Annotated in this window: 15 protein-coding genes and 1 tRNA gene; 9 read left to right on the forward strand and 7 right to left on the reverse strand. The window is 71.7% G+C overall.

The features are described 5' to 3' along the window. Nucleotides 1-176: 176 nt before the first annotated feature. From AB5J50_RS19240 to AB5J50_RS19250, 3 genes are all read right to left on the reverse strand, one after another. A complete protein-coding gene (locus AB5J50_RS19240) occupies nucleotides 177-1,673 on the reverse strand; it encodes a cellulose binding domain-containing protein (protein WP_369259658.1) in 1,497 nt (498 codons plus the stop codon). A 222-nt stretch (nucleotides 1,674-1,895) separates the two neighbouring features. Beyond that, complete coding sequence (locus tag AB5J50_RS19245) at nucleotides 1,896-3,275, reverse strand: sensor histidine kinase (RefSeq protein ID WP_369259660.1); 1,380 nt, start codon at nucleotides 3,273-3,275, stop codon at nucleotides 1,896-1,898. A gap of 42 nt (nucleotides 3,276-3,317) precedes the next feature. Next, nucleotides 3,318-4,022 (reverse strand): response regulator transcription factor, encoded by a 705-nt coding sequence (locus tag AB5J50_RS19250; RefSeq protein WP_327428945.1) that lies wholly within the window; start codon nucleotides 4,020-4,022, stop codon nucleotides 3,318-3,320. A 133-nt stretch (nucleotides 4,023-4,155) separates the two neighbouring features. On the opposite strand from AB5J50_RS19250, the gene AB5J50_RS19255 reads away from it, so the two are divergent. Continuing rightward, on the forward strand, nucleotides 4,156-4,689 hold the full coding sequence (locus AB5J50_RS19255; protein WP_369259663.1) for a hypothetical protein: 534 nt from the start codon (nucleotides 4,156-4,158) through the stop codon (nucleotides 4,687-4,689). Nucleotides 4,690-4,711: 22 nt separating this feature from the next. On the opposite strand, the gene AB5J50_RS19260 is transcribed toward AB5J50_RS19255, so the two are convergent. Together AB5J50_RS19260 and AB5J50_RS19265 are read right to left on the reverse strand one after the other, a co-directional pair. Beyond that, the gene (locus tag AB5J50_RS19260; protein ID WP_327428947.1) at nucleotides 4,712-5,632 is read right to left on the reverse strand and encodes a fused MFS/spermidine synthase; all 921 of its coding nucleotides are present in this window, start codon (nucleotides 5,630-5,632) and stop codon (nucleotides 4,712-4,714) included. Between the two features lie 164 nt (nucleotides 5,633-5,796). Further along, nucleotides 5,797-6,234 (reverse strand): hypothetical protein, encoded by a 438-nt coding sequence (locus AB5J50_RS19265; protein WP_369259665.1) that lies wholly within the window; start codon nucleotides 6,232-6,234, stop codon nucleotides 5,797-5,799. Nucleotides 6,235-6,532: 298 nt separating this feature from the next. Between AB5J50_RS19265 and AB5J50_RS19270 the strand changes: the two genes are divergently transcribed. Then, complete coding sequence (locus tag AB5J50_RS19270) at nucleotides 6,533-8,074, forward strand: hypothetical protein (RefSeq protein WP_369259667.1); 1,542 nt, start codon at nucleotides 6,533-6,535, stop codon at nucleotides 8,072-8,074. 17 nt (nucleotides 8,075-8,091) lie between these two features. Here the strand turns inward: AB5J50_RS19270 and AB5J50_RS19275 are convergent, their stop codons facing one another. Then, entirely contained in the window at nucleotides 8,092-8,688 is a 597-nt protein-coding gene (locus AB5J50_RS19275; protein WP_330304810.1) for a histidine phosphatase family protein, read from the reverse strand. 266 nt (nucleotides 8,689-8,954) lie between these two features. On the opposite strand from AB5J50_RS19275, the gene AB5J50_RS19280 reads away from it, so the two are divergent. The 5 genes from AB5J50_RS19280 (at nucleotide 8,955) to AB5J50_RS19300 (ending at nucleotide 14,646) form a co-directional block, all read left to right on the forward strand. Next, nucleotides 8,955-9,956 carry a phosphatase PAP2 family protein gene (locus AB5J50_RS19280; RefSeq protein WP_369259669.1) on the forward strand — a complete coding sequence of 334 codons (1,002 nt, stop codon included), beginning with the start codon at nucleotides 8,955-8,957 and terminating at the stop codon, nucleotides 9,954-9,956. Further along, complete coding sequence (locus AB5J50_RS19285) at nucleotides 9,907-11,079, forward strand: hypothetical protein (protein ID WP_369259671.1); 1,173 nt, start codon at nucleotides 9,907-9,909, stop codon at nucleotides 11,077-11,079. Before AB5J50_RS19280 ends, AB5J50_RS19285 begins: the two co-directional genes overlap by 50 nt. Then, on the forward strand, nucleotides 11,070-12,713 hold the full coding sequence (locus AB5J50_RS19290; RefSeq protein WP_369259673.1) for a hypothetical protein: 1,644 nt from the start codon (nucleotides 11,070-11,072) through the stop codon (nucleotides 12,711-12,713). The genes AB5J50_RS19285 and AB5J50_RS19290 overlap by 10 nt, the downstream gene beginning before the upstream one ends. Continuing rightward, nucleotides 12,710-14,044 (forward strand): AAA domain-containing protein, encoded by a 1,335-nt coding sequence (locus AB5J50_RS19295; protein WP_369259675.1) that lies wholly within the window; start codon nucleotides 12,710-12,712, stop codon nucleotides 14,042-14,044. Before AB5J50_RS19290 ends, AB5J50_RS19295 begins: the two co-directional genes overlap by 4 nt. 218 nt (nucleotides 14,045-14,262) lie before the next feature. Further along, nucleotides 14,263-14,646: a hypothetical protein gene (locus AB5J50_RS19300; protein WP_327428955.1), complete on the forward strand. Its 384-nt coding sequence runs from the start codon at nucleotides 14,263-14,265 to the stop codon at nucleotides 14,644-14,646. 206 nt (nucleotides 14,647-14,852) lie between these two features. On the opposite strand, the gene AB5J50_RS19305 is transcribed toward AB5J50_RS19300, so the two are convergent. Further along, nucleotides 14,853-15,209: a MerR family transcriptional regulator gene (locus AB5J50_RS19305; protein WP_327428956.1), complete on the reverse strand. Its 357-nt coding sequence runs from the start codon at nucleotides 15,207-15,209 to the stop codon at nucleotides 14,853-14,855. A gap of 234 nt (nucleotides 15,210-15,443) precedes the next feature. Here AB5J50_RS19305 and AB5J50_RS19310 point away from each other — a divergent pair, with 234 nt between their 5' ends. After that, entirely contained in the window at nucleotides 15,444-16,148 is a 705-nt protein-coding gene (locus AB5J50_RS19310) for a bifunctional DNA primase/polymerase (protein WP_369259678.1), read from the forward strand. Next, nucleotides 16,139-16,212: transfer RNA gene (locus AB5J50_RS19315), tRNA-Lys, on the forward strand. The genes AB5J50_RS19310 and AB5J50_RS19315 overlap by 10 nt, the downstream gene beginning before the upstream one ends. Nucleotides 16,213-16,305: the final 93 nt, after the last annotated feature.

Genomic DNA, 16,305 nt, shown 5'->3' on the forward strand with positions numbered 1-16,305 from the left:
ACGACCGCAGGAGTTCGGTACTCGGTACTCGGTACTCGGCAATCAGAAATCGGCGCCCCGGCCGGGTGGGGGGATTTCCGGCCGGGGCGCCTTCCCCCGTGGTGGGACCGCCTACGCGTAGGAGCCGACTGGCAAGGTCCTACGTGTAGGCGCTGGCTGGCAAAGTCCTACAAGTCCTACTTGTAGGCGCCGAAGGCCTTCGAGAAGGCGGAGTCGTCCTGGACGATCGAGCTGCACGTCGCGTCGGCGTAGTTCTTCGCGCCGCCCGAGCACTGCTTGTCGCGGGTCGCGGACCACATGGAGAGCCAGCCGAGGCCCTTCGACTGGGCGAAGGTGACGAGCTGCGAGGCGTCGTCGACCTTGAAGATCTCGGACGAGACGTCGTTGACGCCGATCATCGGGGTGATGGCGACGGCCTTCCACGCCGCGCTGTCCGACAGCCCGAGCACGCTCTTGACCTGCGCCTGCGTGGCCGTGGCGGCCTGCTCGGCGTAGGTGCCCATGTCACCGCTGTACGAGGCGCCGTAGTCCATCGCCATGATGTTGACCGTGGAGATGTTCACGCCGTTCGACTTGGCGTTGGACAGCAGGTTCACGCCGTCCTGGGTCAGGCCCTCCGGCATGACCGGGAGGGTGAAGGACACGTCCAGGCTCGGGTGCTGCTGCTGAAGCTTGGCGATGGCCTTCGCGCGGTTCGTGTTCGCGGTGGTGTTCGGCAGCGCGCCGCCCTCCACGTCGAAGTCGACCTTGGTGAGGTTGTACGCGTCCACGACCTTCCCGTACGCCGTCGCCAGCGCGTCCGCCGAGGAGCACGTCGTCGCCAGTTCCGAACCGGAGGCCCCGCCGAACGAGACCCGGACGTCGCCACCCTTGGCGCGCAGCGCACCGATCTGCGACGCCACCCCGTCACTGGCGAGGTCGGTCACACCGCCCCACTTGGGCGTGCAGCTGCCGCCGTCCGTGATGAAGGCCAGGTTGTAGTCCTTCACGCCGGTGGCCGTGGCGCTGGCGACCAGGTCGAAGGCCGGGTAGAGGGAGGTGTCGACGTAGGGCGCGAAACCGGCGGTTGTCGTGCTGCCGCTCCCGGAGCTCTGCGAGGGGGAAGCGGTCGCGGTCGCGGTCGCGGTGGCCGTGGCCGTGGCGGTCGGGGTCGCGCTCTGCGACGCGGTGGCGGTCGCGGTGGGCGTGGCCGTCGGGGTCGCGGACTCCGTGGGGCGGCCGCTCGGCTCGGGCGTCGCGCCGTCGTCCACCGAGCACTTGACGCTGTCGATGAGACAGCCCGTCGGGTCCGCGGTGCCGTTCACGACGAACCCGACGGTGACGGACTCGCCGGCCGTCAGACCGTCCTTGTCCCAGGACGGCGGCTTCACCGTGACGTGCTGGCCGCTGACGGTGGACTCGCCGTTCCAGAGGGAGCTGAGCTTGCTGCCCGTCGGCAGGTCGAACTCCAGCGTCCAGTCCGTCTTCACCTGGCCGCTGTCGTTCGTGATGACGTACTGCGCGGTGTAACCCGTCGACCAGTCACTGGTCTTGGTGTACGCCGCGCCGACGCCGGCCGCCTGCGCTGTGCCGGTGAACAGGAAGGCGCCACCGCCGACCACGGCCGCGGCGACGATGCCGCCTATCGCCTTGTTCCTGCCACTGACCTTGCTGCGCCGGTGCGTGCTGCTCATCGCGTGCCTGCCTTCGCGGATTCACGGGGGATCACATGAGATTCCACAGGGGATTCCCAGGGGTGGGTGCGGCAGCACGCTAGCGATCCGGAATCGGGCAAACCGCTTCATCCGGGCGGGGGTTGAGGATCTTAGGGTGCGCTTAAGGAAGGCATCGGGGTTGGTTAAAGGTAGAGACCAATTCGGCCACTTGGAGACGCCGCGCAGCGGAACAACCGGGCCTCAGCCCACACCCGCCCCGCGCCGGCGCCCCCGTACCGTCCTCCCCCGGTGTCCCCGCCGAAGAGGCTCCCGCCCGTCCAGCTGGATCCAGATACGAACCTCAGTGCCGCCCAGCACGGACGAACCGATCCGCACATCCCCACCCGTCGACTCCGCGAGCCGCCGCACGATGTCCAGCCCCAGCCCCGTAGACCCGTCGCTGCCGGAACCCCGTCCGCGCGCCATCGCCGCCTCCGGGTCCACGATCCCCCGCCCGGCGTCCGACACCAGCACGATCACCGCGTCCTCACCGTTGTGCACATCGACCGCGAAGGCCGTGCCCTCGGGCGTATGGCGGAACACATTGCCGAGCAGCGCGTCGAGGGCGGCCACAAGGTCGGCGCGGGCGACCGGTATGCGTACCGGACGGTCGACGCCGGCCACCCGCACCTTGCGGCCCTCGTCCTCCGCGAGCGCCGACCAGAAGTCCATCCGCTCGCGTACGACTTCGGACGCGTCGCACCCGGCGCCGACACCTATCGCCGCTGTCTGCGGCTTGGCCTCGCGGGCCGTCCGGATGATCGTGTCGACCTCGCGCTCCAGTTGCGCGACGGCGGCCCGGGTCTGCTCGGCGGCCGGTCCGTCGCCGAGCGAGGCCGTGTTGAGGCGCAGGACGGTCAGGGGCGTACGGAGGCGATGGGACAGGTCCGCGGCCAGCTCACGCTCGTTCGCGAGGAGTTGTACGACCTGGTCGGCCATGGAGTTGAACGCGACCGCCGCCAGGCGCAGTTCGGTCGGCCCCTCCTCGGGCACCCGGGCCCCCAGCTTTCCCTCCCCCAGCTCATGCGCGCTCTCGACCAGGCGCTGCGCGGGCTGCACCATCCGTACGCCCAGCCGGTCGGCGACCGCGACCGAGCCGATGATGAGCGCGACGCCGACCGCGGCGAGTACCGCCCAGGCCGTGCCGACGCCGTTGCTGACCTCGGACTCGGGGACGTACACCTCGACGACCGCGATCTCGCCGGAGCTCAGCGCGACGGGCTGGAGCAGGGCGGAGCCGCCGGGGACCTCGGTGGTGGAGGCCCGGCCCAGTTTCCGGGTGGTCGCGATGTCCTTGCCCGCGGCGCGCTGCCGCCCGATGTCGACCGCCTTGGCGCCGTCACCCGCCGGTATGTGCACGGCCATACCCTCGTCCGAGCCGGCGGAGGCGACGACCCGCTCCAGCTGGTCCCGATCGGTGGTGATGGAGAGCGCGGGCGCGACGGCGGCGGCCTCCCGCTCGGCGTTCGAGAACGCCCGGTCCCTGGCCATCTCCTTGATGACGAGCCCGAGCGGGACCGCGAAGGCGACCACGACCATGGTCGTCACCGCCACGCACACCTTGACCAGCGCCCACCTCATGACGCCCCCCTCATGACGCCCGCCCCTCGACCGCTGCCCACCTCATAGCGGCGGCTCCACCCTCGGCGGCTCCAGCTTCACGCCGACGCCCCGCAGGGTGTGCAGATAGCGCGGCCGGGCGGCCGTTTCACCCAACTTCCGCCGCAGCCACGACAGATGGACGTCAATGGTCTGATCGTCCCCATATGCCTGCTGCCACACCTCGGCGAGCAGCTCCTTGCGCGCCACGACGACACCGGGCCGCCCGGCCAGGAAGGCGAGCAGGTCGAACTCGCGCCGCGTGAGATCCAGTCGTACGCCGTCCAGCTCGGCCTGGCGCCGCAGCGGGTCGATGGCGAGCCCGCCGACCCGGATCACCGTCGACGGGGGCGCCTCGCCCGTGGTTGCCCGGGAGCGACGCAGCACGGCCGCCATCCGCGCCGACAGGTGCTCGACCGAGAACGGCTTGGTCAAGTAGTCGTCCGCGCCGTCGTTCAACAGGCGCACGATCTCCGTCTCGTCGTCCCGCGCGGTGGCGATGATCACTGGGACATCGGTGATTCCGCGCAGCATCTTCAGCGCCTCGGACCCGTCCAGATCGGGCAGACCGAGGTCCAGGATGACGACGTCGAAGGAGAAATGGGCGACCTCGCGCAGCGCCTCAAGGGCTGTGCCGACACTGCGCACGGTGTGCGCGGCATCGGTCAGATGCCGGATGAGGGCTGAGCGTACGAACTGGTCGTCCTCGACCACGAGCACACTTGCCATGGGCGGCACCGTACGCCATCCGGGCGATGCCGTCCGATGCCTGTGGACAACCTGTTGTCGGTACCTGTGGACAACTCCGACTGTGACGTAGCAGTGCGACACCCGTGGGGCTGGTGGTGCAGTATGGCCCGCGATGCGCAGAGGACTCGTACACGTACTGGCTTGGTCGCTCGCCACGGGCGCGGCGGTCACGCTGTCGTGGTGGGGTGTCCACACGGTGATGGCGGGGACGGCGTACGACCCGCCGCGGGCCCTGCCCATCACGGCGGGCGACGCGACGACGCAGGGGTCGAAGCCGCTCGCCTCCTCGACGCAACGGGCCGAGCCGTCCAAGAGCGCGTCGAGGCCGCCCGCGACAACCAGGAAGCCGACCTCCACTCCCTCGAAGTCGGCGACCCAGAGCGCCTCCCCCTCCCGCTCCGCCTCCCCCTCGCCCACCTCGTCCGGCCAGATCAAGAGTTATGACACCGACGGCGGCCGGGCGGTCTTCGATCTCGGCAAGACGTCCGCGACGCTGGTGTCCGCGACGCCGGGCTCGGGCTGGTCGATGCAGGTGTGGAAGACGGAGTCGTGGATCCGTGTGGAGTTCACCTCGGGCGCGGACCGGGTGTCGGTGTTCTGCACCTGGCACGACGGACCGCCGCACGTGGAAATCGGCAACTACTGACGACTGCCGATGACAACTGGCCCTAGCGGAACACCGACGGCGGCGGCGCCGGTGACGCCACCGCCGCCGCGTCCGTGACCGGCGTCGCGCCTCCGGTGAAGTCGGTGAGTTCCTTGCCGTGTTCGACGCGTCCGGGGTGCGGGTCGGAGGCCGCGCGGCGGGTCAGCTCGGCGATCGGCAGCGGGTGGCCGGAGGCCACGAGGACCGCGTTCCCGAAGCGTTTGCCGCGCAGCACCGTCGGGTCGGCGACCAGGGCGAGTTCGGGGAAGGAGGTCGCCACGGTGGCGATCTGGCCGCGGAGATGGGCGAGCGGGGGCCCGTCGGCGAGGTTCGCGGCGTAGACGCCTGAGGCCTTCACCACCCTGCGTACGTCCGTGACGAACTCGACGGACGTCAGATGCGCCGGCGTCCGCGCACCGCTGAACACGTCCGCGATCACCAGGTCCGCCCAGCCGTCGGGCACCTTGGCGAGACCTTCGCGGGCGTCCATGGAGCGCACCCTGATGCGTGCGTTCGGGTCCAAGGGCAGCTCGCGGCGGACCAGTTGGACGAGGGCAGCGTCACGTTCGACGACCTGCTGGGTGGAGCGGGGGCGGGTCGCGGCGGTGTAGCGGGCGAGGGTGAGGGCGCCGCCGCCGAGGTGCACGGCGTGCACGGGTTTGCCGGGCGGGGCGACGAGGTCGATGACATGGCCGAGGCGGCGCTGGTATTCGAAGCTCAGGTACGCGGGGTCGTCGAGGTCGACGTGCGACTGCGGGGCGCCGTCGATCAGCAGGGTCCAGGCGCGCGCCCGGTCCCGGTCGGGCAGCAGCTGGGCGAGCCCGCCGTCGACCGGCTCGACGACGGCCTCGGCGGACGCCTGCCCGCGCCGGGCGCCCCGCCCCGCCTCACGCCCATCGTCCGACCGCTTGTCGTCCGACCGTTTGTTCCTCGCCCTTGCCATCCCGCCATTATCGGGGCGTACGGGCAGGTCGGCGCAGCAGCGGCTGCCCTGTGCTGTCCAGACAGCCCAGCAGCACTGTCCGGACGGCTCAGTGGCGCTGTCCGGACAGCGCCAGCGGCGGTCCGCCGACGTCACTGGCGGCTGACGTCACTGACGGTTGGACGTCACTGACGGTTGTCGGCGGCCTCGATCAGCCGGGCCGCCTCGCCCAGCGCGGCCCGCAGCACGGCCGGGTCGGTGGCGAGGTCCGCCTCGCCGGGCGGCAGCAGCCAGTCCGAGCCCTCGACCGGGGGTTCCGGGGCCAGGCTGAGGCCGCGGCCGTTGGTCTGTGTGCAGATGCTGCCGGGCACGTCCCAGGCGTCGGCGGTGCCGGGCGGCACCAGGAAGCCGAGGGTGTCGCAGCCGTCGTCGTGCAGTACGGGCCCGACGGCGTCGCAGGAGCCACGGCGCAGGATGTCGACCGCCTCCAGCCCCTGCCGTGCGGGAACGGTCACCAGGTCGCACTCGGCGACCGGCTGTGGTGGAGCGCTGCACTCCGGGGACGGCCGGTGCTGCGCGGTCGACAGCGAAGTACGGAACTCGGTGCTCTGCCTGGTCTCCATCCCGGCCTCCAACGGAACCCCTCCTCATGACGAGTGGGTCGGGAGTTCGGGCGGCTCCCGGTCCGCAGAGTTCAACGCGCCAGGACGTCAACGGCTACGGCGGAACACCGCCGCAAAGGATGGCAGTTCATGGCAGATCGTGGATGAGATATCCGGTTTGTAGCCAAACCCAGCGTGGCGGCGCTGTGACAGCAGGTACGTTCTTGCCGCGCTGGAAGCAAGGCACCTACTGGGCACAACCCGGGCAACTCGCCTTGCGTCCGGCATGGTTCGACGGTTCGCAAGAGAGGGCCCGGCCATGACGTTGTCATCGGTGACCTCGTCCCAGTTCCCCCGGCCACCGCGGCCGAACCTCGCCTTCCGGCGGCTGCGCGCACAGCGCTCGCCCGGCGAGTTCGCCGCGGCGGTACGGCGGGCCGCGCGCGAGATCGGCGAGCGGGTCAGCTGCGACGCGCGCTACATCGGGCGCGTCGAGGCGGGCGAGATCCGCTGTCCCAACTACGCGTACGAGCGGGTGTTCCTGCACATGTTCCCCGGCCGCACGCTCACCGACCTGGGCTTCGCGCCCCGCTCATCGGTACGCGGGCGCGGGGCGCGCGGCACGGACGAGGCGCCCCCTGCGCACTCCACGAGCCTTTCGCACGCCTCGCATGAGACGGAGGGGGCGTACGAGACGTATGAAACGCCGGATCCGCACCACACGCACCACGCGCAGATCCCGCACGACCCGCACCACATCCAGATCCCGTACGACCCGCACGGCGCGCATGACACGTACGACCCGTACGAGGACCACGATCAGAACCACGAGGAGAGCGACGTGCAACGTCGCGCATTCATGACTGGAGGCACCGCCACCGTGGCGGCGGCCTCACTGGGCCCCTTCGCGGTCGCCTTCGGCGGCCGTTCCGCGGCCGCGGAACGGCGCGTCCACCGGGCGGGTACGTCCGAGGCGGGCGCCCTCGAAGAGGCCGTACGCAATATCCGGCTGCTCGACGACCGGCACGGGGCCGACGGCCTCTACCGGCGCGCGGCGGCCCCGCTGCGCACGGCGTACGCGCTGCTCGACGCGGGCACCACCCGGCAGTCGACCACCGACCGGCTGTACTCGGGCGCGGGTGAACTGGCCATCTCCGTGGGCTGGCTGGCACACGACTCCGGGCGCTTCGACGACGCGCGCTCGCACTACGCGGAGGCGCTCGCCACCGCCCGGATGTCGGGCGACCCGGGCCTGGAGGCGCACGCCTTCTGCAACACCGCGTTTCTCGCGCGCGACGCGGGGCGCCCCCGCGAGGCCGTGCGCGCGGCGCAGGCGGCGCAGCGCGCCGCGCGCCCCCTCGGCTCCCCGCGCCTGCTGTCCCTGCTCGCGCTGCGCGAGGCGGGCGGCTGGGCGGGGCTCGCCGACCGCGCGGGGTGCGAACAGGCACTGGCGCGCGCGCAGGCGCTCTACGAACGGGGTCCTTCGGAGACGGATCCCGAGTGGATGACCTTCTACGGAGAGGCCGAGTTGGAGGGTCTGGAGGCGCAGTGCTGGTCGACGCTCGGCGACTGGCCCCGCGCGGCCCGCCACGCGCGCCGCGCCGCCGAGCTCCAGGACCCGCACTTCACCCGCAACATCGCCCTCTACATGGCCGAACTCGCCGACGACCTCGCGCGCGGCGGCCGCCCCGACGAGGCCGCCCTCGCCGGTCTGCGCGTCCTGGACCTGCTGGGCGAGGTCCAGTCGTCCCGCATCCAGACCATGCTGGCGGGAACGGCCCGTGTGCTGCTCCCGCACCGCAGGGCCTCGGGTGTGTCGACGTTCCTGGAACGCCACGCGAGCCTGCCGCGCATGGCGTGACAACGGCCGCCGGGGGGTTACGCGGTCAGGTGTCCGCAGTCGTTCCACGTCTCGATCGCGGGCTCTCCGTAGGCCCACCCGAGCACCGACAGCGAGGTCGGGTTGAGCCGGATGCGGGCCGCGAAGTCGAGGGGGAGGCCGAGCCAGCGGGCGCCTATGGAGCGCAGGATGTGGCCGTGGGCGAATACGAGGACATCGCGGTCCTCGGCGCGGGCCCAGGCGACGACCTCGTCCGCGCGCGCGGAGACCTCCTCCAGGGTCTCGCCCTCGGGGACGCCGTCGCGCCAGATGAACCAGCCCGGGCGGATCCCCTGGATCTCGGCCGGGGTCATGCCCTCGTACGCGCCGTAGTCCCACTCCATGAGCGTGTCCCAGGTGGTGGCGCGCTCACCGAAACCGGCGAGTTCGCACGTCTCACGCGCGCGTGCCAGCGGACTGGTGCGTACCTCGAGCCCGGAGAGGCCGTCGAAGGGTGCCCGGTGCAGCCGCTCCCCCAGCAGCTTGGCGCCGCGCCGGCCCTCCTCCAGGAGCGGGACGTCGGTCCTGCCCGTGTGCTTGCCGGACAGCGACCATTCCGTCTGTCCGTGCCGGGCCAGCAGGATGCGCGGTGCCATGAAGAGGAGCCTTTCCGGGACGAGTGATACGAGTGAGGGGTGAATCACCCAACGAGGAGTGAGGGGTGGGTCACTCCATCATCGCTCACCGGCGCGACGGGCAACCCGCCGGGCGATCTCCGCGTCTTTGAGGACCGGGGGCGCCTCTTTAGGGCGTTCACATACACCGTAAAATCGGATGTGGCCACAGATCGTCGTCAGCAGACTGTGAAGACTGGCGGGGCGGACAGGCGGGTCACCGCAAGCAGATGGGGGAGGGCGATCGGATGCCGCAGACCGATGCACTGCGTACCGAGGCGGCACCACGCGCCCGGTTTCGCCGGTGGACCGACCTGCGCAACGCCGGGGCACCGCACGCCCGGCTCCGCTGGTGGACCGAACTGCCGCTGATCGTGATGGTGTACGCGTCGTACTCGGCGGGCCGGCTGCTCGCCCGGGGCGACACCTCGAGCGCCGTCCACCACGGCCTGGAGATCCTGCGCGTCGAGAAGGCCCTCCGCCTCAACGCCGAACACCCGCTGAACCGGCTGTTCACCCGTGAGGCCTGGCTGGGTGTGCCCGCCGACTTCTGGTACGCGTCGCTGCACTACATGGTGACGCCCGCGATCCTGATCTGGCTCTTCCGCTCCCGGACCGTGCGCTATCGCGCGGCCCGCACCTGGCTGATGACCTCCACGTTCATCGGCCTGATCGGCTTCACCCTGCTGCCGACCTGCCCGCCCCGGCTGCTCTCCCCCGGCCATGGCTTCGTCGACACGATGGCCCAGTACAGCTCGTACGGCTGGTGGGGCGGCGAGGCGAGCGCGCCGCGGGGTATGGGCGGAATGACCAACCAGTACGCGGCGATGCCGAGCCTGCACGTGGGCTGGGCGCTGTGGTGCGGAGTGATGCTGTGGCGGTACGGCCGCACGCCTGCCGCCAAGGTCGCGGGTGTCGCGTATCCGCTGCTCACCACGATCGTCGTGATGGGCACGGCGAACCACTACTTCCTCGACGCCGTCGCGGGTGCGTCGGTGATGGGGATCGGGCTGCTGCTGACGCCGTTGGTGATGCGTCTGGCGGACCGGCTGAAGACACGGCTGGGCGCCCGTTTCCCGCGGGTCGTGGGTGCCTCGCGGGGCGCAGGTTCCCCAATTGTCAGTGCGGGGTGCCAGACTTCCACGGGTGAGCGAATTCCCCGACAGCGCGAGTCCCGAACCGGGCCGGGAGCCGAGCCGGATGCCTCTCCCTCGGACGCGGGGGACGGCGCTCCGGCAGCGACTCGCTGACCTGCGCGGTCCGGCTGTACCGCCCAAGGCCCTCGACGCGCGCGCCCTCGCGGCGCTCGCCGCGAACCCCGGCTGCGACCGGCGCGCCCTCCTAGACGGCGCGGGGGTCGACAAGGCGAAGCTGGCCGGTGCGCTCGGTTCGCCGTCCGGTTTCGGTATGTCGCAGTTCGCCTTCATGCGGGGCAACGCGTTCGAGGCGCGGGTCAAGGCGGACGGCGGCGCGGAGCTGCTGCGGCTTGTGCACGAAAAGCTGGACCCCGGCGCCGAGCCGCCCGCCGCGGGTGTCGTCCCCGACCTGAGCGCCGTCGGCCCCGAGGGACGCGCGGCGCGTACGGCCCTCGCGCTGCGCGAGGCCACCGCGGCCGCCACCTGGACCCTGCTCGACCACCCGATGCTCGCCCTCGACGTCGCGGGTTCCCCCGCCTTCCTGGAGCCGGACGCCGTGGTCGTGCACCCCGACGGCGGCTGGACGGTCGTCGAGATCAAGTCCTTCCCAATGCTCGACGGTTCGGCGGACCCGGCGAAGGTGGGCGCGGCCGCGCGCCAGTCCGCGGTGTACGTCCTGGCGCTGGAGCAGGTCGCCGCCCATCTGGACCCCGTCCCCGAGGTCCGCCACCGGGTCCTCCTGGTCTGTCCCAAGGACTTCTCCAACCTCCCGACCGCGTCCGCCGTCGACGTCCGCAAGCAGCGCGCGGTCACCCGCCGCCAGCTCGCCCGCCTCACCCGCGTCGAGGACATCGCCGCCGCCCTCCCCGAGGGCACCTGCTTCTCCCCCGACCTCCCCGCCGCCGACCTGACCACGGCCGTCGAATCCGTCCCCGCGACCTACGCCCCCGAGTGCCTGTCCGCCTGCGAACTGGCCTTCCACTGCCGCGACCACTCGCGCGCGGAGGGCGCGGTGACGTCCCTGGGCCGCTCACTGCGCGCGGAACTGGGCGGGCTGACGACGGTGGGAGACGTCCTGGCGGCGGCCCACGGTGAGACGGGAGATCCGGACGACCCGGCGGTCGCGGCACTGAGGAGAGCGGCGCGGCTGCGGGCCGAGGCGTTGGGAGCCCAGGCCGCGAGGGCCGAGGCGTTGGCGCTCCCCAGCGACCGGGAGGGGGCGGCCGTATGTCACTGATCGCCACCCTCGCCCGTCTGGAAGCCGTCGAGAGCGGGCGGGCTCAGGCCGCCGCCACCGTGCGGCACCGGCATCTCACCGAGCGGCCACTGGTGTTCGTGCCGCTGATCACCGCCGGTGAGGCGGGAGCCCCCCTCGGGGCACTCGTCGGCACGGACCGGGACGCGCCCCGGCTGCTCGTCGTGCCGCAGCCCCGGGACCGGGATCTGCGGTTCGCGTTCCTCGCCGAGCTGGCGGATGTCGTCCTGCCGTACATCGACGCGTACGCGGACGTGGTCGAGGCGGCCGAGCGCAACGAGACAGATCCGGAGACCGGCAAGCGGGTCAAGGTCGAGGTCGAACTGTGCGCGGACGCGCCCCAGTTGATCGTGCCGAGCCGGTCGGGCATCGAGTTCGTACGGCTGCTCGGGCGCTCCATGCGTTTCAGGCGCACCGCCGAGCAGGATCCCGAGGCGCCCCATCCGGCGCCGCCCCGCGTGCCGCTGCTCGGGCGCTGGCTGACGCACTATGGAGAGCGGGCCCGGGTGCCCGGCTCCGCCCTCCTCCTCGCCCTCACCGACGTACTGTCCCGGCACTGGGCCACCGGGCAGAGCAGCCTGGAGGACCAGCACCTCGGCGCGCTGCTCGCCTGGATCGACCCGCCGGACGGCGAGTCGGGTGCGGCGGCCGCACTCCACGCCGAGCTGCGCCGGGACTCCCGCGGCCAGCTCGTCTGCCCGCCGGCCGGACCCGCCACCGACCCCGCCTTCGACAACACGCTGCTGGCCCCCGCCATCGAGCGCTACGACCGCGCGCGTACGGCGCTCGCCGCCGCCGAGGACGGCATCGAGGCGGACGACCGGCTCGGCGCGCTCACCGCCGCCGAGCGGGAGATCCACGCCCTCGTCGCGAGCGTCACCCGGCCCACCTGGGACGCGGTGTGGCGCGGACTCGACCTGCTGCGCACGCTCCCCGAGGGCGCGCACGCCACCGACCGCTGGACCCGCGACCGCTGGTCGTTCACCGGCCACCGCGACCGGGTCACCGCGGGCGAACCGCCGCAGCCGCGCCGCGACGACGCGGTCACCGCGGCCAACAAGCTCGCGACGCGCGAGCGCGAACAGGCCCGTCTGGAAGCCCAGGAGGCCTTGGACGACCCGCTCGTCATGGCCGGGCGTCGGCTCGCCGGGGAGGCGTTCGCGGGCGAGGTCACGGATGTCGTGATGGCGTACAGCGAAGGCAAGCGCCCCAGCCCGCGCCCCCTGGTGACCGTCCGCACGGAGGACCGCCCGCATCTGGGGGAACGGGCCAAGGTGTACCGGTCGTTGGGCGGAAAGCCACAGGCCGCGGAGTTCGTGGGGCACGAGGGGGGATACGAGGACGGGGGTGCCGGAGGCGCCGCCGACGGGAGCGCTGACGGGTACGTCGCTGTCGTGCTGCGGATCGTCGACAAGATGGGGCGCGGCAAGGAGCCCGAGACCGGTTCCGTGCCGGAGAAGGGCGACCTCGTCTGCTTCACGCTCTTCGAGCACGAGCAGCGGGGCGGGGCGAAACTGCCCGACCCGGAGGAGACACCGTGGACGCACGGAGGGCCGCCGGGCGAGCCCGACGCCGTACCCCTGCCGGACCCGGTGACGGAGGAGGACGTCCTGTGACCACCACCTTCGACCCGGGTGCCGCCGCGACCCGCGCCACCGACGCGATCCTGCACGACACACTCCACGGCACGCATCGCGGAGTCGTCGTCGACTCCCCGCCCGGTGCCGGGAAGTCGACCCTGGTCGTACGCGCGGCCCTGGAACTGGCCGCCGCCGGGCGCCCGTTGATGGTCATCGCGCAGACCAACGCCCAGGTCGACGACCTGGTGGTGCGGCTCGCCGAAAAGGACCCCGAGCTGCCCGTCGGACGGCTGCACAGCAGCGACACCGACCCCTACGACAAGGCGCTGGACGGCCTTCCGAACGTCCGCAAGTCGACGAAGGCTGCCGACCTGGCGGGCCTCGACGTCGTCATCTCGACCGCCGCCAAGTGGGCTCACGTCAAGGGCGTCGAGCCGTGGCGGCACGCGATCGTCGACGAGGCGTACCAGATGCGGTCGGACGCGCTGCTCGCCGTGGCCGGGCTCTTCGAGCGCGCGCTGTTCGTGGGCGACCCGGGACAGTTGGACCCCTTCTCGACCGTGGGCTCCGAGCAGTGGGCGGGGCTGTCGTACGACCCCTCGGCGTCCGCGGTGACGACACTGCTCGCCCACAATCCCGAGCTGCCGCAGCACCGCCTCCCGGTGTCGTGGCGGCTGCCCGCGTCGGCGGCACCGCTGGTCTCGGACGCGTTCTACCCGTATACGCCGTTCCGCAGTGGCACGGGGCACGGCGACCGTCGCCTCAACTTCGCGGTCGTCTCGGACGGTTCGGGTCCCGACCGGGTCATCGACGAGGCGACGGAGGCGGGTTGGGGGCTGCTGGAGCTGCCGGCCCGGCACACGCCTCGTACGGATCCCGAGGCGGTGCGGGCCGTGGCGCAGGTCGTACGCCGACTGCTGGACCGGGGTGGCGCGGCCACGTCGGAGCGGGCGGACGATCCGGTGCCGCTGACGGCCGACCGGATCGCCGTCGGCACGGCGCACCGGGACCAGGCCGCTGCCGTACGGGCCGCGCTGGCGGAGCTCGGCGTCCTGGACGTCACCGTCGACACGGCGAACCGTCTTCAGGGGCGGGAGTTCGATGTGACGGTGGTGCTGCATCCGCTGTCGGGGCGGCCCGACGCGACGGCGTTCCACTTGGAGACGGGCCGCTTGTGCGTGCTCGCGTCCCGGCATCGGCACGCGTGCATCGTGGTGTGCCGGGCGGGGGTGACGGAGCTACTGGACGACCACCCGTCGACGGAGCCGGTGCAGCTGGGGGTCACCGTGAAGTTCCCCGACGGTTGGGAGGCCAATCACGCGGTGTTGTCGCATCTCGGGGAGCATCGGGTGGCTTGGCGGCCGTAGATCGTGGGGAGCGATCTTTAGGGGCCCCTTCGGATCTCCGCGCGGCTCTGCGGATCTCTGCGCGGCTCTGCGGTTCTCCGTAGATCTCCGTGGTTCTCCGCGGATCCCTGTGGTCCCTGCCCTGGCCTGGGGTCTCTGGCCCACTTGCGTGGGCGGGGGACAATAGACGGTGGCCCCCTTACGAGGCGGGCCCCTGAACCGTACGAGGAGGAGAAGACATGGCGGAGCCCACGCCGCGTCGGAACGAACCGCGGCGACGCCCCGCGCCCCTGCTCTTCGAGCCCGCGGAGGCCGCCGGGGATCCGGAGCATTTCTTCGATCTGGAGTCGATCGATGATCCGCGTGCGTTGCTGGACCGGGCGACGGAGCTGACGCTTGCGTTTCGGGCCGCGGCGGATCGGGCTGTCGAGTTTCAGGCGATCGCTGCGGCGCAGCTGGCTGATCCTCGGCGGTTTGACCGGCTCACTGCGGCTGCCATCGCCGAGCGGGCCGAGTGGACCGAGGATTACGCGAAGAAGATGGTCGAGTTCGGGCGGGATCTGCTTCGGGGGGTGGAGGGGAACGGGCATGGACATGGGCATGGGGTGAGCGACCACGCCTGAGCCACGGGGGTGACCGCAGGGTTTTTCGCCCCCGCCGCCCCTACCCGTCCCATCCCGTTCCTGGGGGCTCCGCCCCCAGACCCCCAAAAGATCGCGCAGTTCCCCGCGCCCCTTTTAGGGGCGCGGGGAACTGCGCGATCTTTTGGACCAGCCCCCACCCACCCGCACCCGACACACAACCCAACGGGGTCGAAGGGGCGCACGGCTCAGTCCGTCGCCGCGTCGATCACCTCGTTCAACACCTCCCGCGACCGCACAAGATCCGCGATCGTGCGGTCAATACGGTCGCGTTCGGCGGTGAGGTCGGCGACGAGCCGCGGCGTGGCGATCGCGGAGGGGCGGCCGTCGGTGTCGCGCATGCAGGGGAGGAGTTGGGCGATCTTCTTGCTGGAGAGGCCGGCGGCATAGAGCGCCTGGATGCGGATGACGCGGTCCACCGCCCAGTCGCCGTAGTCGCGATGACCACCCGGCGTGCGTTCGGCCCGCAACAGCCCCTGCGTCTCGTAGTAGCGCAACGACCGCTCGCTCACGGCGGTGCGCCGGGCCAGTTCACCGATCCGCATTCCCCACCTCGCCTGCCGGCCACGGGACTTGAAGTACTTGAAGGCTTGAAGTATTTGAAGTACTTGAAGGGCTTGAACGACTGTACGTGGGCGGGCGGCATACGCCCCCTGGCCCGAGCGTCACACACCCCCTGGCATATGCCAGCCGGGCAAGATACTCCACCCCACCCCGCCCTGTCCCGATTTCCGGCAACCCTCAGAGACTGAATGGTCACCGCCGGTAGATATATCGGCATGAGCAGCACACGGAACCCGGCACGCACCATCCCCCACGGCCCCGGCGCACCGTTGCCCGACCGGTCCGACATCGCGCGGTCCGACATCGCGGGAGTCACCTCCGAGGGCGCCACCTGGCTCGCCTCGGCCGGAACCTATCCGCGCAGCACGCTCGCCCTCTGGGAGGAGCGGCCGCACGCCCCGGTCGTACTGCCCTGCGGCAGCACCTTCGACGTCGTGAACGCTCCGGCGATCTTCGGGCGGCAGATGCTCGACCGGCTGTGGGACGAGGGGCCGGGCTCGGGCCCGGTGGCGACCTACCGCGGGCGGATGCTGCTGTTCGCCGCGCCCGGTACGGCTCAGCGGCTGCCGTCACTCCTGGAGTGGGAGGACTGGGGCTCCCGGGACGCCTGGGACCAGGAGGCCGCCGGGCACGTGGGGCGGTGCGAGGCGGTTCCGCCGCTGCTCTGCCACGGTACGGGCGACGCGGTCACCGTCCCCGCGCCGATCGCCGACGGCACCGGGCCCAGCGCCGCCGCCCGGCTGGAATCCCGCTGGCTCGTCGCCCCCGACACCCGGCACCCCTGGCTTCCCGGGCCCGAGATCATGCTCTGGGCGGCCGTCCGGGCGGCCCGCGCGGCCGCCTCCGCGGCGGTGCGGATATCGATTTTTCCTCCCGCCGATCAGGATGCTAAGGTCTACGACGTCAGCAGGCGCCGCTAGCTCAGTTGGTTAGAGCAGCTGACTCTTAATCAGCGGGTCCGGGGTTCGAGTCCCTGGCGGCGCACGCTAGCGATGGCGAGGCAAGTTCGCGGAAACGCGAATCGGCCTCGCCATCGTCATTTCCGCACGCCTCCGCACGCCATCGCCGTTTCCGCCC

It is taken from the genome of Streptomyces sp. R35 (genome assembly GCF_041053035.1).
GTDB classification, from domain to species: domain Bacteria; phylum Actinomycetota; class Actinomycetes; order Streptomycetales; family Streptomycetaceae; genus Streptomyces; species Streptomyces lutosisoli.